Below are 19,088 nucleotides of genomic sequence, written 5' to 3' on the forward strand. Positions count from 1 at the left end.
AGTCAGGCGCGCTCCCGGGCGAGGCGCTGCAGGGCGAGCACGGTGTTCCAGTTGCGGGCGGTCCCGGACCGGCCGGCCGCCTTCTCGAGCACCGGGAGGGTCAGCTTGGACCGGCCGATGCCGTCGGGGTAGTAGACGTAGGTCTCGTGCCCGGCGAACGCGACCGACTCGCGACCGTACGGTGCCGGGTCGAGGTCGCCGACCGCGGGCGCTCCGTCCCAGCAGTACAGGACCAGGTGGGACGGGTCCGAGGACGCCTCGTCGGGGTAGGGGAGCCGCTCCACGACGGCGTCCCACTGCGCCAGGGACCGGGTGATCACCGGCACGTCGAAACCGAGCTCCGCGACGAGCGCCCCGGCCAGCCCGGGTCCCACGGCGGACATCGGTCCGGAGGGCACCAGGACGATGTTCCCGCTGTTCACGTACGTCGTGACCTGCGTGTGGCCGAGGCCTTCCGCGACCGCGCGGAGCTGGGCGGACCTCACCGTGCGGCCACCGACGTTGACGGCACGCAGGAGGGCGATGACGGGGCTCATGCCCTCACTCTCACACCGGGCACCCACGTCGTGTGCGGGAAAGGTTCCTCCCAGGTAACGGAGCGACGCCATCGGGGAAACAACCGGTTCCTACCGTGGGACGTGCCCCACCCCCCAGCCCGACGGAGCACCCCCATGAACCAGCACCTCGTCGTCGTCGGCGGCGGCATGGTCGCGCAGCGGCTGGTCGAGGCGTTGCGTGACCGCGACACCGCCGGCACCTGGCGCATCACCGTCCTGGCGGAGGAGCCGCGCCGCCCGTACGACCGCGTCGCGCTCACGAGCTACTTCTCCGGCCGCGACGCCGACGACCTGGCGCTCGGCGACCCGGAGCTGTGGTCCGACCCGCTGGTCACCCTGGTCCGCGACGACGCCGTGACGCACCTCGACCGCGACGCGAAGACGGTCACCACGGCGCACGGCCGCACGGAGCACTACGACCACCTCGTCCTGGCGACGGGCTCGTCGGCCTGGGTCCCGCCGATCGAGGGCACGGACCTGCCGGGCGTGTTCGTCTACCGGACGGTCGACGACGTCGCGGAGCTGCGCGGCTACGTCGAGAAGCTCTCGGAGGACCGGGTCGTGAAGGGGGCGGTGCTCGGTGGCGGTCTGCTCGGTCTGGAGGCCGCGGGTGCGCTCCAGGCGATGGGTGCCCGCACGACCGTCCTGCAGGTGGGCACGCACCTCATGTCGACGCAGGTGGACCTCGGCGGTGGTGAGGCGCTGCGGCGGCTCATCAACCAGCTGGGCGTCGGTGTCCGCCTCAATGCGATGACCACGAAGATCCGGGCGCACCGGCGCGGTGGCGTCGGTCGCCTGGACCTGGCCGACGGTGGGCGGGTCGACGCGGACGTCGTCGTCATCGCGGCGGGGATCCGGCCGCGCGACGAGCTGGGCCGCGCGTCCGGCCTCGCGATCGGCGAGCGCGGCGGGGTCGTCGTCGACGACACGTGCCTGACCAGCGACCCGGACGTCTCGGCGGTCGGCGAGGTCGCGTGCATCCAGGGCGCGACCATCGGGCTCGTCGCCCCCGGCTACGCGATGGCGGAGATCGCCGCGGACCGGCTGCTCGGTGGCACCTCGTCCTTCCCGGGTGCCGACACCGCGACCAAGCTCAAGCTCTCCGGCGTCGACGTCGCGAGCTTCGGCGACGCCTTCGGGCAGACGCCCGGCGCCCTCGAGATCGTGTGGGCCGACCCGGTGGGCGGCGTCTACAAGAAGCTCGTCATGTCCGACGACGCGCGCACCCTGCTCGGCGGCGTCCTCGTCGGCGACGCGAGCGCGTACTCGAGCCTGCGGCCGATGCTCGGGCGCGAGCTGCCCGGGGACCCGGCCGCGTTCCTGCTGCCCGAGGGCGGCGGGGCAGGAGCGCCCGAGCTGGAGCTGCCCGACGACGCCGCCGTCTGCTCGTGCAACAACGTCTCGGCGGGCACCATCCGCGGTGCCGTCACCGAGCACGGCTGCACGGACCTGGGTGCGGTCAAGGCGTGCACCAAGGCGGGCACCAGCTGCGGCTCGTGCCTCCCGCTGGTCAAGAAGCTGGTCACCACCGAGCTCACGGCGCAGGGCATCGAGGTCAGCACCGCGCTGTGCGAGCACTTCGCCCTGTCCCGTGCGCAGCTCTACGACGCCGTCCGGGTCAGTGGCGTCTCGTCGTTCACGCAGGTCATCGAGCGGTTCGGCACCCGCGCGGAAGGGCGAGGCTGCGACATCTGCCGGCCGACGGTCGCGTCCATCCTGGCGACGACGTCGCCGGCGCACGTGCTCGAGGGCGAGCGGGCCACGCTGCAGGACACCAACGACCACGTCATGGCGAACCTGCAGAAGGACGGCTCCTACTCGGTCGTCCCGCGCATCGCGGGCGGCGAGGTGACCCCCGAGGGACTCATCGCCATCGGCGAGGTGGCCAAGGACTTCGGCCTGTACACGAAGATCACGGGCGGCCAGCGGATCGACATGTTCGGCGCCCGCATCGACCAGCTGCCCCTCATCTGGCAGCGCCTGGTCGACGCCGGGTTCGAGTCCGGCCACGCGTACGGCAAGTCGCTGCGCACCGTGAAGTCCTGCGTCGGCTCCACGTGGTGCCGGTTCGGCGTGCAGGACTCGGTGGCGCTCGCGGTCATGCTCGAGCTGCGGTACCGCGGGCTGCGCTCGCCGCACAAGATCAAGCTCGGCGTCTCGGGTTGTGCGCGCGAGTGCGCGGAGGCCCGCGGCAAGGACGTCGGCGTCATCGCGACCGACAAGGGCTGGAACGTGTACGTCGGCGGCAACGGCGGCTTCACCCCGCGGCACGCGCAGCTGCTGGCGGAGGACCTGGACACCGAGACCCTCGTCCGCACCATCGACCGCTTCCTCCTCTACTACGTGCGCACCGCGGACCGGCTGCAGCGCACGGCGCCGTGGATCGACGACGTCGAGGGCGGCCTCGACGGTGTCCGCGCGGTCGTCCTGGAGGACTCGCTGGGGATCGCGGCGGACCTCGACGAGCAGATGGCCCAGCACGTCGTCGAGTACGAGGACGAGTGGCGCGCGACGCTGGAGGACCCGGAGAAGCTCCGCCGGTTCGCGTCCTTCGTCAACGCCCCCGACACGCCGGACCCCTCGCTCGCGTACGTCCCCGAGCGCGGCCAGTCCCGCCCGGCCACGGCGGACGAGCGGGGCGACGCCCGCCCGACGCCCCACCACGAACCCGTCCTCGTCGCCGGAGCCCGACTGGAGGTGCGCTCATGACCGCGCTGGAGACGCTCGTGTGGACCACGGTCTGCCGGATCGACGACCTCGCCCCCGAACGGGGAGCGGCCGCCCTGCTCGGGGCCGACCAGGTCGCGCTCTTCCGCCTCCTCGACGGTCGCGTGCTCGCCGTCCAGCAGCACGACCCGTTCAGCGACGCGTACGTGATCTCCCGCGGCATCGTCGGCTCCCGGAAGGTCGACGACGTCGAGGTGCCGACGGTGGCCTCCCCGATGTACAAGCAGGTCTTCGACCTGACGACGGGCCGCTGTCTGGACGTCGCCGGGAAGACACCGGCACGGGACCTGCCGACCGACCTGCGGACCTGGCCGGTCCGGGTGCGCGACGGGATCGTGGAGGTGGGCTCGTGACCACGATGCTCGGCCTGCAGCTCACCGGGCGCCGGGTGCTCGTGGTCGGCGGTGGACCGGTCGCCGCGCGTCGCGTGCAGTCGCTGCTCGCCGACGCCGCACGCGTCGTGGTCGTCGCGCCGCAGCTGTGCGAGGTGCTCCTCGACCTGCACCGCTGGGGCCTGATCGAGTGGCGCGCCCGCGAGGTGCAGGAGCCCGACCTCGACGGTGCGTGGCTCGTGCACACCGCCACGGGGGACCGGTCGACGGACGCCGCCGTGCTCGCCTGGGCCGACGAGCGCCAGACGTTCTGCGTCGACGCCGGGTCCGGCACCGCCGGCTCGGCCCGCACGCCCGCGACGACCCAGCAGGGCGACGTCCTGGTCGGCGTGGTCTCGGCGGGCGCGGCCGACCCGCGGCGCACGATCGCCGTCCGCGACGCGTTCGCGTCCCAGCTGCGCGAGGGACGCGTGGACCTGCGCCACCGCCGCGACCACCCGGGCCGCGTCGTGCTCGTCGGGGGCGGACCGGGAGACGTCGGGCTCCTCACGCTGGCGGGCCGTCGCGCGCTCGCCGAGGCGGACGTCGTGGTCACGGACCGCCTCGGACCGGTCGCCGTGCTCGACGAGCTGGCACCGGGCGTCGAGGTCATCGACGTCGGCAAGACACCGGGCCACCACCCGGTGCCGCAGCACGAGATCGGCCGCATCCTCGTCGAGCAGGCCCAGCGTGGCCGGGTCGTGGTCCGGCTCAAGGGCGGGGACCCGTTCGTCTACGGCCGGGGTGGCGAGGAGGTGCTCGCCTGCCGGGAGGCGGACGTGCCCGTCGAGGTCATCCCCGGGGTGAGCAGCGCGTTCGCCGCACCCGCCGCCGCCGGCATCCCGCTCACGCACCGCGGCACGGTGGGCGCCGTGCACGTCATGAACGGGCACGACGGCTGGTCGTCGGCCGCCCTGACGGGCCTGCGCGACGGGTCGTGCACGGTCGTCGTCCTCATGGGCGTGAGCGCGCTGGCGACGCTGGCCACCCAGGCGCTCGACGCCGGCGCCGACCCGGCGACGCCGGTCGCCCTGGTCGAGGAGGGGACGCTGCCCGGCCAGCGCGTCACCCGGGCTCGCCTGGACGACGTCGTCGACGTCGCCGCGGCCGCCGGCGTGAAGGCCCCCGCCGTCATCGTCCTGGGCGCCGTGGCCGCCGCGGGGCTGCTGGAACCGGACCATGGTGACGCCGCTCACACGACCGCGTCACCGGACGCATCGGCCCCCGCGGCCGTCACAATGGCCACGTGAGCGAACCCATCGACCAGACCCTCGCGGGACTCGTCGTGCTCATCACCGCCGACCGCCGGTCGGCCGAGCTCGCCGCCGCACTGGGTCGCCGAGGTGCCGCCGTCCGGCACGCCCCGGCCCTGAGCATGGTTCCTCACACGGACGACGCCCGGCTGCTCGAGGGCACCCGGTCGCTGCTGGCCCACCCGCCGGACACCGTCGTGGTGACCACCGGCATCGGGTTCCGCGGCTGGATCGAGGCGGCGGACGCGGCCGGGCTGGACGAGCCCCTCGTGCAGATGCTCAAGGGCACCCGGATCGTCGCGCGCGGACCCAAGGCGCGCGGCGCGATCCAGGCCGCCGGGCTCACCGCCGACTGGGTCGCGGAGTCCGAGACCAGCGCCGAGATCGCAGAGGTGCTCCTCGACGAGGGGGTCGCCGGTCGGGACATCGCGGTCCAGCACCACGGCGCGGGCGCGGACGGTCTCGACGAGGCGTTCGCCGCCGCCGGTGCGCGGGTGCGCAGCCTCGTCGTCTACCGGTGGGGTCCGCCCCCGGACCCGGCCGTCGTGACGGCCTCGGTACGCGCGGTCGCCGCCGGGGAGATCGACGCGGTCGTCTTCACGTCGGCGCCCGGCGCGCACGCCTGGCTCGAGGCGGCCGACGAGGAGGGTGTCACTGACGACATCGTGATGCTCGCACAGCGCGGCAGCGTCGTGATGGCGGCCGTCGGACCCATCACGGCCAGGCCGCTGCTCGACCGGGGCATCGCACCGCTCGTGCCCGAACGGGGACGTCTGGGTGCGCTGGTCCGGTCGCTCGTCGGTCACTACGGCGGGCTCCAGGCGTTGCAGACCGTGGCAGGCCCGCTGCAGGTGCACCGCGGGACCGCGGTGCTCGACGGCCACGTGCTCGCCCTCACGCCGACGGGACTGGAGGTCCTCCGGCTGCTGGCCGCGGCAGGAGGGGCCGTGGTGCCGCGCGACCAGGTGCTGGCCGCGCTGCCGGGCGACTCGCAGGACCCGCACGCCGCCGAGGTGGCCATCGCGCGCCTGCGTGACGCGACGGGGAGCCGCCAGCTGATCCGCACGGTGGTCAAGAGGGGCTACCGTCTCCAGCTGGAGGAGGTCTGATGACGAACGCCCTGCACGCCCGCGGCACGACCCCCGGAGACCTCGACGGCCCTGTGCTCGTCGGGTGCTCCCACGGCACCGACGACGCCGACGGTCGTGCTGCCGTCCGCTCGATCCTCACGGGCATCGCCGCGTACCGCCCCCACCTCGACGTGCGCGAGGCGTTCGTGGACGTCCAGGAGCCGGAGGTCGCGGACGTCGTCTCGCACGCCCTCGACAGCGACGCGTCGGGCGCCGTCGTCGTGCCGCTGCTGCTGTCCGTCGGCTTCCACGTCAAGGTCGACATCGCCGCCGCCGTCGACCAGCCCGGTGCGACGGCCGCCGCACCCCTCGGCCCCGACCCGCGCCTGGTCGACATCCTCGTGGACCGCCTGGAGACCGCCGGCCTCGGCCCCGACGACTCGGTCGTGCTCGCAGCCGCCGGCTCCACCGACCCGGCGGCCGCGCTCGCCGTCGAGTCCGTCGCGGCCGGGCTGGCCGACCGGCTCGAGCAGCCCGTGACCATCGGCTACGGGGCCGGCGCCGAGCCGCGCGTCCCCGCAGCGGTCGCCGCGGCCCGCGCCGACGCGCCGCCCGGAGGCCGGGTCGTCGTCGCCTCGTACCTGCTCGCGCCCGGGTACTTCTACGACCGCGTGCGGGAGGCGGGGGCCGACGTGGTCGCCGCCCCTCTGGCGCCGGACGAGCGCCTCGTGCACATCGTCCTCGACCGGTACGACGCCGCCACCTGACGTGAGACGCGGGTTGCCCCGAACCGTTCCGTACCTCTAGGAACGGGGGATGCCCAGCGCCGCGCGTCTCCTGCTCCCCGCCCTCGCCGTCCTCTCCCTCGCCGCGTGCACGTCCTCCGGGGGCACCGACGACACCGCACCGGAGCCGACCTCCTCGCAGCCCGCGCCCGCCGGCATCTCCGCCTCCCTCACCCCCGCGGAGACCCCGCCCTGCCTGCCCGAGGGCACCGCCACGGTCACCACCGGGCCGCAGGACGACCCGACGCTCGTGTCGTTCACCGGGTCCGGGACCAAGGGCGTCCTCCTGGCCCCGCAGAACCAGGGCGACGCGTGCCAGTGGGCGGACGAGCTCGGGCGGCTGGCGGGGGAGGGCTACCTCGTCGCCTCGTTCGGCTGGGCGGCCGACGGTGCGTCGTCGTTCATCGGTGCGGTCGACGTGCTGCGCAGCCTCGGCGCCACGGACGTCGCTCTCGTCGGCGCCTCCAAGGGCGGCGCGTACGCGGCCGCGTTCGCCGACGACGTCGACGCGGTCTCGGTGGTCGCGCTCGGGCCGCCCGCGGTCTTCGACGGCCAGGACGCGCAGTCCGAGTCGAGCCGCTACACCGGTCCGCTGCTCGTGATCGCCTCGACCGACGACTCGAGCGTCGGCGTCGACTCCTCCCGGGACGTCTCACGCGCCGACGACCCGAGCACGTTCCTGGAGCTCAGCGGCTCCGCGCACGGCGTCGCGCTCCTCGACTCCGAGCACCGGCAGCAGGTGCAGGACGCGATCGACCAGCAGCTCGCCGTCGGCTTCGGTGGCTGACGGGCCGATGCCGGAGCGACCGACGAGGCCAGGCGCACCGCCGGCGGGCCACCCAGGGGTGACCCGCCGGCGGTGGTCGATCAGACGAAGCGGCGTCGCGCCAGCGTGGCCAGGCCGATCCCACCGGCGAACAGGACGATCGCCAGGATGAGGCGCCCGACCGAGCTGGCCCCGGTGCCGTCGACGCCGGCGATCTCGATCGAGTAGGCCGTGGCGCCCGTCGCACCGTCCGGTGCGCCGTACGCCATGCCCTCGGTCTGGGCCCGCTCGGCACCGGCGCTGAGCACCGCGTACTTCACGCCGAAGTCCTCCGCGGTGCCCTGCCCGCTGACGACGACCTGCGACGTGCCCTCGTCGGAGAGCTGCTGCGTCCCGTCGACGAGCTTCGGCGCACCCTCGGCCGCCGTGGCGAGCCCGTCGGAGAGCTCCGTGGACCCGTCGGCCGCGGTCCGGAGGCCCTCGGACAGCGACTCTGCTCCGGCGTTGAGCTGGCCGGCTCCCGCATTCAGCTGCCGCAGCCCGTCGACCAGTGCGCCGCCGCCGGCGCCGAGCTTGTCGGTCCCTGCCTGCAGGGAGTGCACGCCACCGCGCAGGGTGCCGTTCGCGGCCGTGTCGTTCGGGCCGCCGACGCCCTTCTGGACGTTGGTGACCACCGTCGCGAGAAGCAGGCTGACGCCCGCGTCGACACTGGTGAGCCCTTCGAGCAGGCCCGGCCTGGTGGCGTCGCACCCAGCGAACGACGCCGAGCTCAGACCGCACTGGATCTTCGTCAGGCCCGGTCCCGCGATGTTGGCGAGCCTGCCCTGCAGGTAGGTGAGGCCCTGCTGCAGCGTCGGGTCGGCGACCGGCGCCGCCCCGTAGAACGCTGCCGACGTCGGGTCGCCGAGGTTGGCCGGGTCGGCGAGATCGGCCTGACCAGCCGTGAGCTGCGCGATGAGGCTCGACAGGATGAAGGCGTGCGTCGGGTCGACGGTCGCGGCGATCGGCGGTCGCCCGCCACCCGGGTAGCAGGCGTCCGCACCCGTGGTGGCGCCGTTCTTCAGGTGGCCGAGAACCGTGATCGCGCAGCCGAGCTTCTGGTACGCGCCGGGCTCGGTCGCACTCGGGTTGTACACGCCGGCGGCCATCGTCGCGAGCGCCGCCGGAGCGCCGGTGCCCACCTGCTGACGCAGCTGGTCGATGCCCGCGAGCAGGGTGTCGGGCGTCGTCGTCGACCCGATGCCGGCACGCAGCTTCGCGATCCCGGCCTGGAGCTCCTTGACGCGAGGGTCGGACGGCAGCTGGCCGATGTCGCCGTAGAGCTTGGCGAGGCCACCGTCGACCTGGGCCAGGCCGGCGTCCACCTGGTTGAGCCCGGCGATGAGCTGCGGCGCCGAGGAGCTCGCCTGGGAGAGCCCGTCCTGGAGCCTGCCGGCGCCGGCGGCCAGCTGCGCGGCGCCCGGCGCGGCGGACTCGTTCAGACCGGTCGAGAGCTGCGCGGCGCCGTCGCGGAGCTGGAGGAGGCCCGCGAGCAGCTGGGCGGAGCCGTCGTGCAGGCGCAGCACGCTCTCGTCGAGCTTGAGCCCGGCGCCGGTGAGGTCCACGCCCTTCTGCGCACCGGCCTCGTAGCTGGCGGCGCCTCCCTTGAACGAGGGGTACTCGAGCGGGGACACGGGCATGGACGTGAGCGTGGCCTTCGGGATGACCGCGCGGCTGACCTGGGCGGTGTAGCCGAACTCGGCGGTCGCGGACCCGATGGGCGGGAACAGGGTCATCTGGAACTGCATGCGGGTGCCGCCGCGACCGTCGCCGGCCATGCCGGCCTCGTCGGAGCGCACGTCGGTGAACGTGGACGGCAGGACGGTGACGAGCTGGCCGATCATCGGGATCACGGTCTCGGCGGACGCGGTGGCCATGGTGCCGGTGCCGTCGTCGTAGGTGACGTCCTGGGTCTTCCCGGTCGTGTTGGTGACCTTGTAGTGCACGCCGAGGGTGCCGGCCTTGCCGATGACCGCGCCGGGCTGCACCGTCTCGCCGTCGAACGTGTAGGTGACCTCGACGGTGAGCGGCAGGTCCTTGTCGTAGGTGCTCAGGGAGCGTTCGCGCCGTTCGCCGTCGACCTCCAGGGTGCTGACGAGCTTGCCGTCGACGACCTCGTACCCGCCGAAGCCGTCGAGGTTGCGCAGACCGTCGGTGGAGACGGGGTTCGCGATGGTCGCGGTGCCGTGGCCGGTCAGGGCGAGCTGCTCGTACACGCGGGCGCCCTGGAACGCCCCGGTGGCGGACAGGCGCGCCTGGACGGTCTCGGTGTTGGTGACCGTGACGTCGCCGGAGTCGGCAGCGAGCGCGGGGGAGGCCGCCGTGCCGACGACGAGCGGAAGGAGGATGACGGCGGCGGTCGCGGTGGTGGTCGTGCGGCGCACGTCAGGCCTCCGGCTGGGGGTCGAGGGGACGGGTGGCGGGCAAGCCCCGACGGGGGCCCCCGGCGGTGGTCGCTGTGTACGGGCGGGCCGGGGCGTGGTTGCCCGCGCCCTCGTACTCGCCGACGGGCGGGTCGGCCGGGGCGAAGAGGGGTGCCTCGGCGGCCCGCTCCTCCTCGCGGTCCTGCATCACGACGACGCCGAGCACGGACGTCGCCAGGAAGCCGGCTCCGGCGGCGAGCAGGATGGACGTCGCGGTGGTGGCCGACGAGGTGAGGAACGAGGACGGGTCGGCGGCGTAGGTGGCCTCGTACGCGCCGGCCATCGCGGCGGCGCCCAGCAGAGCGGACCACAGCGGGAGCCTGCCGCGCGTGAGGGCCGCGACCCCCAGGCAGACGAGGACGACGACGAGCACGGCGATCGCGCGGCCCGCGGCGGCGTCGGGCAGGACCGCGGCGCGCAGGGCGTACCCCAGCCAGGCGGCGACGAAGCCGACCCCGAAGCCGGCGGCGCGCTGCGCGGGGGTCCGGTCGGGCACGAGGCCCAGGGCGCCGCCGAGCGCGGCGCCGAGCAGGGCGACGCCCTGCAGCTCGGGTCCCGAGAACAGGACGATCGCCGTCGTCAGGAGCGCGAGGACGAGCCCCGCCAGGATGTGACGCTTCATGACCACCTCGTCGTGGTGACTGGTCCGCACGGGTGACCGTCCGGGCAGTGCGGCTGGTGAGTGGCACACCCGAGAGGCTGCTGACCTGCGCCGTCGCCGTTGACGAAGCAGGTCAGCAGCCCTCTCGGGCGGGACCAGCGCACTGTCTACCAGCGCACGAAGCATCTGAGCCACGCGGTACTAGGTAAAACCGCACCGGTAGCAGGTACATCGTTATCCCGTCGTGACCTGGGTCACGCGAGAGGTCCTCAGAGGTAGCGCAGCGGGTCGAACTCGTCGAGCGGGATGATCCGCAGGCGCGGCAGCTGCACGTTGAACGCGGCGACGTCGCTCTCGAGGTCGAACGTCTCCAGACCCTTCGCGACGAGGGCCGACAGCTGGGTGCTGGTGAACTCACGGAACGCCAGGAGGCCGACCCGCCGGTCCTCGTCGTCGACGAGCGTCTCCAGCTCGGGCGCGAAGTCGCCGTCGTGGCTGGCGAGGAGCACGTCGCCCCCGCGCCCCGCGATCGCGTCGAGGGTGCGCTTGATGCCGATGTCGACGACCTTCTCGTACGACTCGCCCGACAGCGGGATCGGCTGGAAGCCGATGGCCAGCAGCGCCTGCACGAAGGACATGGGCAGCGTGCCGTTGGAGGCGTTGAGGAAGAACAGCGCCTTGACGGGCTGGTCCCACGTCTGCTGCGCGAACGTCAGCACGCGCTCCCACCGCGGGCGCTGCTCCGGGGTGGGGCGGCCGCCGAGGATGGACGAGCCGAGGGTCGCGTCGATGTTCTCGCCGTCGACCAGGAGGTACGTGGTGCGGGGTGCCGCCTCGGTGGTCATCGCGTCAGCGTATCCGCAGGTGGCACAGGCCGGCCCGGGACCCGTGCGGGGTCCCGGGCCGGTGCGGTTCAGCCCTTCGAGCAGGCCGTGCCGTTGAGCGCGAACGACGACGGTGCGCCGTTGGTGCCGTTGTGCGAGCCGTTGAACCCGAACTGCGTGCTGCCCCCCGCGGGGATCGAGCCGTTCCAGGCCGCGTTCCTGACGGTGACGGCCGAGCCGGACTGCGTGGTCACCGAGCTCCATGCCTGGGTGACGGCCTGGCCGTTCGGGAAGCTGAACGTCAGGGTCCAGCCGTTGATCGCGCTCGACGACGTGTTCTTCACCGTGACGTTCGCGGTGAACCCGGTGTTCCACTGGTTGACGACGTAGGTCACCTGGCAGGCGCCGGGCGGCGTCGTCGGGGTCACCGTGGGTGTCGGCGTGACGGTCGGGGTCGGCGTGACCGTCGGGGTCGGCGTGACGGTGGGTGTCGGCGTGGCCGTGGGCGTGATGCCGCCGAAGGCCGAGGCGATCGCGTCGTAGGCGGGCTTCTTGTTGTAGTTGTCGTCCCACACCAGCGCGGCACCCTGCCCGGAGAACACGCCGGGCACCCAGGAGTACTTGTCGGTGATGCCCCAGATGGTGACGCCCTGGCAGCGGCTCACCGCGAGGCAGATCTGGAACACCTTCTTGTAGTCGGCCGCCTGCGTGGCCAGCTTGGCGGAGTCCGAGGGCATCGTCATGCGGATGTCGAGCTCGGTGATCCGCACGTCCACGCCGAGGTCGGCGAACCGCTGCAGGTTCTGCTGCATGGACGAGGGGACCTGGCCGATGATCAGGTGCGACTGGAACCCGACGCAGTCGATGGGCACGCCGCGGGCCTTGAAGTCCCGCACGAGGTTGTAGATCGCGGTGCTCTTGGAGTTGATGGCGTCGGTGTTGTAGTCGTTGATGCAGAGCTTGGCGGTCGGGTCCGCGGCCCGCGCCGCCCGGAACGCCGTCTCGATGTACCCGTCGCCGAGCTTCTGCTGGAGCGGCGAGTCGGAGCGGCGCTCGCCGTTCTCACCGAACGCCTCGTTGACCACGTCCCACGACGCGACCTTGCCCCTGAAGTGCGTCGCGACGTTGGTGACGTGGTTCTTCATCGCCGACTCGAGCGCCGACCCGGACAGGTTGTTGGTCCAGCCCGGCATCTGCGAGTGCCACACGAGGGTGTGGCCGTACAGCTCCTTGCCGGTGCTGGCGGCGTAGCTGGCCACCTGGTCGCCCTGGCCGTAGCTGAACGAGTTCTGCGACGGCTCGGTGGCGTCCCACTTCATCGCGTTCTCGGCCACGACGAGGTTGAACTCGCTGTCGGCGATCGACTTGTAGGCCGACTCCGAGAGCCGGTTGGGGTCGAGCGCGAAGCCGATGTCCTTGCCGGCGGCGGTCGCCAGGTCCTTCAGGCTGGTCGCCGCCTGGGCGGCGGGGATGGCGACGGCGGCGGCGCCGACGACGATCGTGGCCGCGAGCGCGACGGCGACCGTGCGGGCCGCTGCTCGGCGTCGTGGTGCGTGGGGGCGGATGACGGACATGGGTGTTCCTCCTCGTTGAGCCAGGTGCCGGATCGCAGAGTGGTCGTCGCGGGCCGTCGCCGCGAGGTACCGAAACATTTCAGGCACCGGCGCCCGACAGTTTCGATAGCGGCGCCGTGGAACACACCGGCCGGTCGCGCGGTTGAGCAAGATCGATACGTATGCATGAACCTGGGTCGGGAGCCGCAGGTCGAGCAGAGAGCGGGTCGATGACGGAGAGTGCCAGAGAGCTGCCCGGCACGCGGGAGGCCGCGGAGGCATGGGAGTCGCTCTTCCGTGCGCAGGTGGCGCTCATGCGGCGCTTCCAGCGCGACGACGTCTGGGGTGACCTGACGATCCGCGAGTACGACGTGCTGTTCACGCTGTCCGGCTGCCCGGACGGCACCGCGCGTCTGCGTGACCTGGGGGAGAACAGCCTCCTGACCCAGCCCAGCCTGTCCCGGATGGTCGAGCGGCTCGAGCTGGCCGGCCTGGTCCGGCGCGGGCCGGTCGAGGGTGACGCGCGGGGCGTGGCGGTCGCGCTGACCGAGGACGGCTGGCGGGTGCAGCGGGAGATCGGGCGACGCCACGTGCGCACCATCCGGCGCCTCGTCGGCGGTGCGCTCGACACCCACGAGCTGGCGACCCTGCGAGCCCTCACCGACAAGCTGCGTGCGGCCCAGGCGAGCATCCCCGACGCGGGCTCAGACCCGTAGCACCCGCAGCTCCGCCGCGACGGCGGCCGGTGCCGGACGCGCCGCGGGGTCGTCGGCGGTCATCGCCAGGAGCAGCCGGGTCCAGTCCCGACCGAACCGCGCGGGCACCTCGACCGGGTCGAGGAGCCGAGCGAGCGAGCTCGACAGCGGGTCCCCCGGGTACGCGCGCTCACCGGTCAGGCACTCGAGCAGCACCAGGCCGAGGGAGTAGACGTCGCTGGGCGGACCCGCAGGATGGCCCAGGGCCTGCTCCGGGCTCTGGTACCCGGCCGTCCCGGACGTGCCGCGGGGTGCCTCCGGGGCGCTCGCCGTGGTCACCGCGATGCCGAAGTCGGCGAGCACGACGGGCATCCGGGGAGCGTCGAGGCGTCCGCTGTCGTACCGGTCGGCGGCCACCAGGACGTTGGACGGCTTGACGTCGCGGTGCACGACGCCGGCTCCGTGCGCGTGGCCGAGCGCGAGCGCGAGCTGACGGCCGACGTCCGCCGTGACCGACGGCGGCAGAGGGCCGTCGGCGATCGTGTCCCGCAGGGTCCGACCGTCGACCAGCTCCATGACGAGGAACGCCACCGGGCCGCCGCCGTCCGGGAGGACGTCGGCGCCGACGTCGAGCAGCGCGACGAGGCTGGGGTGCGTGAGCGACGACAGCACGCGGGCCTCGTGCGCGTAGCGTCGGATGTCCTGCGGGGTCGCGGCACCGATCGAGAAGAGCTTGAGGGCGACCGCCCGCTGCAGCCGGACGTCGGTGGCGCGGAAGACCTCGCCCGACCCGCCGCGCCCGAGCTGCTGCTCCAGCTGGTAGCGCCGGCCCAGGGCCGCGCGCTCCGGGGTGCGGAACTCGGTCGGGGGCACGGCAGGCCTGTCTGTGCGGTGGCATCGGGGCGGTACGACGGTAGAAGCCTGCGGGCGCGACCGCACCTCGGGCGAACCGAGGGTACGGCGAACGGGTGACGGCACCAGGTGAAACTGCTTGCAGCCTCCTGCAAGCCACTTGCAGCGTCGAGCAGTACGCTGACACCCATGTCCAGGCGACTCGCAGAGGTAGCACGCAAGGTCGGCGTCTCCGAGGCGACCGTGAGCCGGGTGCTCAACGGCAAGCCCGGTGTCGCCGAGTCGACGCGGGAGGCGGTGCTGACCGCACTCGACGTGCTCGGGTACGAGCGACCCACCAAGCTGCGCGGCGAGCGCGCGCGGCTGGTCGGCCTCGTGCTCCCCGAGCTCCAGAACCCGATCTTCCCCGCGTTCGCGGAGGTGGTCGGCGGGGCGCTGGCCCAGCAGGGCTTCACCCCGGTCCTGTGCACGCAGACCGCCGGCGGCGTGTCGGAGGCCGACTACGTCGAGCTCCTGCTCGGGCAGCAGGTCTCGGGCATCGTCTTCGCGGGCGGCCACTACGCGCAGCGGGACGCGACGCACGGTCACTACGAGCGGCTCGCCGGGCGCAACCTGCCCGTCGTGCTGATCAACGCCTCGATCGAGGAGCTGCCCTTCCCGCGGGTCTCGTGCGACGACGAGGTCGCCATCGAGCAGGCGATCGGTCACCTCGCCTCGCTCGGCCACACGAGGGTCGGCCTGGTCCTCGGACCGGTCGACCACGTGCCGTCCGAGCGCAAGCTGCGGGCGGCGCAGGCCCTCATGCAGCGCCTCGGGCTGGAGCTGGGCGAGGGGCAGGTGGTCCGCAGCGCCTACTCCCTCGAGAGCGGGCAGGCCGCGGGGAACCGGCTCCTGAAGGAGGGTGTCACGGGCATCGTGTGCGCGAGCGACCCGCTGGCGCTCGGGGTGATCCGGGCGGCTCGACGGGCCGGGCTGCGGGTCCCGGACGACATCTCGGTCGTCGGCTACGACGACTCCGCGTTCATGAGCTGCACCGAACCGCCCCTGACCACCGTGCGCCAGCCGATCGAGCCGATGGGCCGCGCCGCGATCGACCTGCTCGTCAGCCAGATCCACGGCGGTGTCGTGCCCCAGGACGAGCTGCTGTTCGAGCCGGAGCTCGTGGTCCGCGGCTCCACCGGTCCTGCGCCGGCACAGCCGGTGACCCCCGCCGACTGAGCCCGGCGCCCTCCAGGCCCCGCACCGCCGTCCCTCGGCGGTACGGGGCCTGTGTCGTGTCCGACCCTCCATACGGTCACGCTTCGATAACTCCTCTGTCGTGTTCTTGCGTTGATCCAGTCGCGTCCTTTAGCGTCTGGAGCGCGACGCCGACGTCTGGAGGGCGTCGCCGCGTGACAGCAAGATCACCCGGCCCCGGCGACGTGGCCCACGAGAGACGAGACGCGAGTGGCGCAGGCGCAGCCCGAGACCGACCCGCAGTGGTGGCGCGGTGCGGTGATCTACCAGGTCTACCCGCGCAGCTTCGCGGACGGGAACGGCGACGGCACCGGTGACCTGGCAGGCCTGCGCTCGCGGCTGCCGTACCTGCGCGACCTCGGCGTCGACGCCATCTGGGTGACCCCGTGGTACGTCTCCCCGCTCGCCGACGGCGGCTACGACGTCGCCGACTACCGGGCCATCGACCCCGCGTTCGGCACCCTCCAGGAGGCCGAGCTGCTCATCACCGAGGCGCTGCAGGTGGGGATCCGGACGATCATCGACGTCGTCCCCAACCACGTCTCGGACCAGCACGAGTGGTTCCAGGCGGCCCTCGCCGCCGGGCCCGGCTCCCCGGAGCGGGCGCGGTTCTGGTTCCACCCCGGCAAGGGCGAGCACGGCGAGCAGATCCCGACCGGCTGGGTGTCCGACTTCCAGGGCAGCACGTGGACGCGCACCACGAACCCCGACGGCACCCCCGGCGAGTGGTACCTGCACCTGTTCGCGCCCCAGCAGCCCGACCTCAACTGGTCGCACCCCGACGTCGTCGCCGAGTTCGAGTCGGTGCTCCGCTTCTGGTTCGACCGGGGCGTCGCCGGCATCCGGATCGACTCGGCCGCGCTGCTGGTCAAGGACGCGAGCCTGCCGGAGGTGCCGGTCCACGCCGGGCCGGGGGAGCACCCGCACGTCGACCGCGACGAGCTGCACGACGTGTACCGCGGCTGGCGCGCGGTCGCGGACTCCTACGAGGGCACCCGCGTCCTCGTCGGCGAGGTCTGGCTCCAGGACAAGGCGCGCTTCGCGCAGTACCTGCGTCCCGACGAGATGCACACCGCGTTCAACTTCGACTTCATGGCCCGGCCGTGGGACGCCAAGCAGCTGCGGGAGTCGATCGACATCACGCTCGCCGCCCACGGTCCCGTCGGTGCCCCCGCCACCTGGGTGCTGTCCAACCACGACGTCACGCGGCCGGTCACGCGGTACGGCCGCGAGGACACGTCGTTCGCGTTCACGGCCAAGCGCTTCGGCACCCCCACCGACCTGGCCGTCGGCCTGCGCCGGGCGCGGGCCGCAGCACTGCTCACCGCAGCCCTGCCGGGCTCGCTGTACATCTACCAGGGCGACGAGCTGGGCCTGCCCGAGGTCGAGGACCTGCCGCTGGACGTGCTGCAGGACCCGATGCACTTCCGCTCCGAGGGCGTCGACCCCGGTCGCGACGGGTGCCGGGTGCCGCTGCCCTGGTCCGGCACGTCCGCCCCCTACGGGTTCGGGGACGGCGGGTCGTGGCTCCCGCAGCCGGCCGGCTGGGCGGAGCTGACCGTCACCGCCCAGGAGGACGACCCCGCCTCCACCCTGCACCTCTACCGCGACCTCCTGGCGGTCCGCCGGGCCGAGCCCACCCTGGGCGACGGGCCGATGACGTGGATCGACAGCTCCGACGACGTGCTCGCGTTCGCCCGTGGCGACCTCGTGTGCGTCGTCAACCTGGGCGACGAGCCCGCCACCCTGCCCGCCCACACCGACGTCCTGCTCTCGAGCGCCCCGCTCGAGGCAGGCCTGCTGCCGCGCGACACCGCCGCGTGGCTGCGCACCCCCGCCTGATCCGCACCACCCCGACCGCAGCACCCGATCGCGACCTGGCACCCCGTCCGGCGCGTTCCCTCACGAAGGAGTGACGATGAGGTCCTCACGCACCACCGCGCTCGCCATGGCCGGTGTGCTCTCGCTCGGCCTGCTGGCCGCGTGCAGCACGGACGACGAGCCGTCGGGCGAGGAGTCCGACGGCAAGGTCACCATCACGGTCGCCGGCCTGCAGCCCGGCGCCGAGACGGAGGCCGTCGACGCGCTCAACGCGCGCGTCGAGGAGTTCGAGAAGGCGAACCCGGACATCGACGTCGAGCCGGAGGAGTACAACTGGCTCGCGTCCACGTTCTCCGCGCAGCTCGCGGGCGGCACGCTGCCGAACGTGTTCGAGATCCCGCTGACCGACGCGAAGACGCTCATCGAGAACGGCCAGCTGGCCGACATCTCCGCGCAGTTCGACTCCCTGTCCTACGCCGACGACTTCAACCCGAACCTGCTCGAGGCCGGCACCGGCTCCGACGGCAAGGTCTACGCGATCCCGGCGAAGTCCATCTACGGTGTCGCGCTGCACTACAACCGCAACCTCTTCGAGCAGGCGGGCCTCGACCCCGACCAGCCGCCGACGACGTGGGACGAGGTCCGCGAGTACGCCAAGACCATCCACGACGCGACCGGTGTCGCGGGCTACGCGACGATGGCGCTCGACAACGCCGGCGGGTGGCAGCTGGCTGCCGCGGCGAACTCGCGCGGCGGGGTCATCCAGGAGCAGGACGGTGACTCGTACACCGCCACGCTCGACGACCCGGCGGTCAAGGAGCACCTGCAGTGGCTGCACGACCTGCGCTTCACGGACGGCTCGATCCTGCCGCGCACGGACCTCGGCTGGGGTGAGATCAACGAGGCGTTCGCCGGTGGCCAGCTGGCCATGTACACGTCCGGCTCGGACGTCTACAACGCGCTCGTCGAGAACAACGGGCTCACCGAGGACTGGGGCTACGGCCTCACGGCGATCCCGTCGTCGGACGGTGGCGGCGCGCTCACCGGCGGCACGCTCGCCGCCGTCACCCAGGAGTCGACCGACGCGCAGAAGGACGCGGCGGTCAAGTGGATCGACTTCTGGTACCTGTCCAAGATGCTCGACCAGGACCAGGCGGTGGCCGACGCCAAGCTCCGCAACGAGAACGGTCAGGCCGTGGGCACCCCGGTGCTCCCGATCTTCAGCGAGGAGCAGTACGCCACGTCCCTCGAGTGGGTCAAGGACTACATCAACGTCCCGCTGGAGAACATGAAGGGCTACACGGACGTCATGTTCACGCAGCCCAGCATCGGGGAGATCAGCGCGTCCACCCAGGACACCTATGCGCTGCTCTTCCCGATCGTCCAGGCGGTCCTGACCGACGAGAACGCCGACATCGACGCCCTGCTCGAGACGGCGAACACCCAGGGTCAGGCTCTGCTCGACCAGTGAGACCGCGCGGTGCCCGGCCGGGGAGCGTCCCGACCGGGCACCGT

At 73.0% G+C, this 19,088-nt stretch carries 16 protein-coding genes; 10 read left to right on the top strand and 6 right to left on the bottom strand.

Annotated elements, in window-relative coordinates:
- Window positions 1-2: 2 nt before the first annotated feature.
- Window positions 3-536, bottom strand: a complete 534-nt coding sequence (locus CTE05_RS05735) for a DUF1697 domain-containing protein (RefSeq protein ID WP_146845165.1) — start codon at window positions 534-536, stop codon at window positions 3-5.
- Between the two features lie 135 nt (window positions 537-671).
- Here CTE05_RS05735 and nirB point away from each other — a divergent pair, with 135 nt between their 5' ends.
- The 6 genes from nirB to CTE05_RS05765 are packed head-to-tail and all read left to right on the top strand — an operon-like array spanning window position 672 to window position 7,550.
- Window positions 672-3,266, top strand: coding sequence for a nitrite reductase large subunit NirB (nirB, locus tag CTE05_RS05740; protein WP_146845166.1), 2,595 nt, complete (start codon window positions 672-674; stop codon window positions 3,264-3,266).
- Entirely contained in the window at window positions 3,263-3,637 is a 375-nt protein-coding gene (nirD, locus tag CTE05_RS05745; protein WP_146845167.1) for a nitrite reductase small subunit NirD, read from the top strand. Before nirB ends, nirD begins: the two co-directional genes overlap by 4 nt.
- Before the next feature lie 5 nt (window positions 3,638-3,642).
- Window positions 3,643-4,905: a uroporphyrinogen-III C-methyltransferase gene (gene cobA / locus CTE05_RS05750; RefSeq protein WP_146845319.1), complete on the top strand. Its 1,263-nt coding sequence runs from the start codon at window positions 3,643-3,645 to the stop codon at window positions 4,903-4,905.
- The gene (locus CTE05_RS05755) at window positions 4,902-6,017 is read left to right on the top strand and encodes a uroporphyrinogen-III synthase (RefSeq protein WP_146845168.1); all 1,116 of its coding nucleotides are present in this window, start codon (window positions 4,902-4,904) and stop codon (window positions 6,015-6,017) included. Before cobA ends, CTE05_RS05755 begins: the two co-directional genes overlap by 4 nt.
- Window positions 6,017-6,745: a sirohydrochlorin chelatase gene (locus CTE05_RS05760; protein ID WP_146845169.1), complete on the top strand. Its 729-nt coding sequence runs from the start codon at window positions 6,017-6,019 to the stop codon at window positions 6,743-6,745. Before CTE05_RS05755 ends, CTE05_RS05760 begins: the two co-directional genes overlap by 1 nt.
- Before the next feature lie 49 nt (window positions 6,746-6,794).
- Window positions 6,795-7,550, top strand: coding sequence for an alpha/beta hydrolase (locus CTE05_RS05765; protein WP_146845170.1), 756 nt, complete (start codon window positions 6,795-6,797; stop codon window positions 7,548-7,550).
- Between the two features lie 80 nt (window positions 7,551-7,630).
- On the opposite strand, the gene CTE05_RS05770 is transcribed toward CTE05_RS05765, so the two are convergent.
- From CTE05_RS05770 to CTE05_RS05785, 4 genes are all read right to left on the bottom strand, one after another.
- Window positions 7,631-9,952 carry a hypothetical protein gene (locus tag CTE05_RS05770; RefSeq protein ID WP_146845171.1) on the bottom strand — a complete coding sequence of 774 codons (2,322 nt, stop codon included), beginning with the start codon at window positions 9,950-9,952 and terminating at the stop codon, window positions 7,631-7,633.
- A 1-nt stretch (window position 9,953) separates the two neighbouring features.
- The gene (locus CTE05_RS05775) at window positions 9,954-10,613 is read right to left on the bottom strand and encodes a hypothetical protein (RefSeq protein WP_146845172.1); all 660 of its coding nucleotides are present in this window, start codon (window positions 10,611-10,613) and stop codon (window positions 9,954-9,956) included.
- Between the two features lie 248 nt (window positions 10,614-10,861).
- Window positions 10,862-11,437: an NYN domain-containing protein gene (locus CTE05_RS05780; protein ID WP_146845173.1), complete on the bottom strand. Its 576-nt coding sequence runs from the start codon at window positions 11,435-11,437 to the stop codon at window positions 10,862-10,864.
- 68 nt (window positions 11,438-11,505) lie between these two features.
- Window positions 11,506-12,990: a glycoside hydrolase family 10 protein gene (locus CTE05_RS05785; protein WP_146845174.1), complete on the bottom strand. Its 1,485-nt coding sequence runs from the start codon at window positions 12,988-12,990 to the stop codon at window positions 11,506-11,508.
- Between the two features lie 209 nt (window positions 12,991-13,199).
- Here CTE05_RS05785 and CTE05_RS05790 point away from each other — a divergent pair, with 209 nt between their 5' ends.
- Window positions 13,200-13,685, top strand: coding sequence for a MarR family winged helix-turn-helix transcriptional regulator (locus tag CTE05_RS05790; RefSeq protein ID WP_246123314.1), 486 nt, complete (start codon window positions 13,200-13,202; stop codon window positions 13,683-13,685).
- Here CTE05_RS05790 and CTE05_RS05795 read toward each other — a convergent pair.
- Entirely contained in the window at window positions 13,674-14,537 is an 864-nt protein-coding gene (locus tag CTE05_RS05795; protein ID WP_146845176.1) for a serine/threonine-protein kinase, read from the bottom strand. The two genes, CTE05_RS05790 and CTE05_RS05795, sit on opposite strands and share 12 nt — an antisense overlap.
- Window positions 14,538-14,705: 168 nt before the next feature.
- Here CTE05_RS05795 and CTE05_RS05800 point away from each other — a divergent pair, with 168 nt between their 5' ends.
- From CTE05_RS05800 to CTE05_RS05810, 3 genes are all read left to right on the top strand, one after another.
- The gene (locus tag CTE05_RS05800) at window positions 14,706-15,734 is read left to right on the top strand and encodes a LacI family DNA-binding transcriptional regulator (RefSeq protein ID WP_146845177.1); all 1,029 of its coding nucleotides are present in this window, start codon (window positions 14,706-14,708) and stop codon (window positions 15,732-15,734) included.
- 228 nt (window positions 15,735-15,962) lie between these two features.
- Window positions 15,963-17,594, top strand: a complete 1,632-nt coding sequence (locus CTE05_RS05805; protein ID WP_146845178.1) for a glycoside hydrolase family 13 protein — start codon at window positions 15,963-15,965, stop codon at window positions 17,592-17,594.
- Window positions 17,595-17,670: 76 nt separating this feature from the next.
- Window positions 17,671-19,044, top strand: a complete 1,374-nt coding sequence (locus tag CTE05_RS05810; protein WP_146845179.1) for an ABC transporter substrate-binding protein — start codon at window positions 17,671-17,673, stop codon at window positions 19,042-19,044.
- The last annotated feature ends 44 nt before the right edge of the window (window positions 19,045-19,088 follow it).

It is taken from the genome of Cellulomonas terrae, assembly GCF_007990265.1.
In the GTDB taxonomy this organism is placed as follows: Bacteria; Actinomycetota; Actinomycetes; order Actinomycetales; family Cellulomonadaceae; genus Cellulomonas; species Cellulomonas terrae.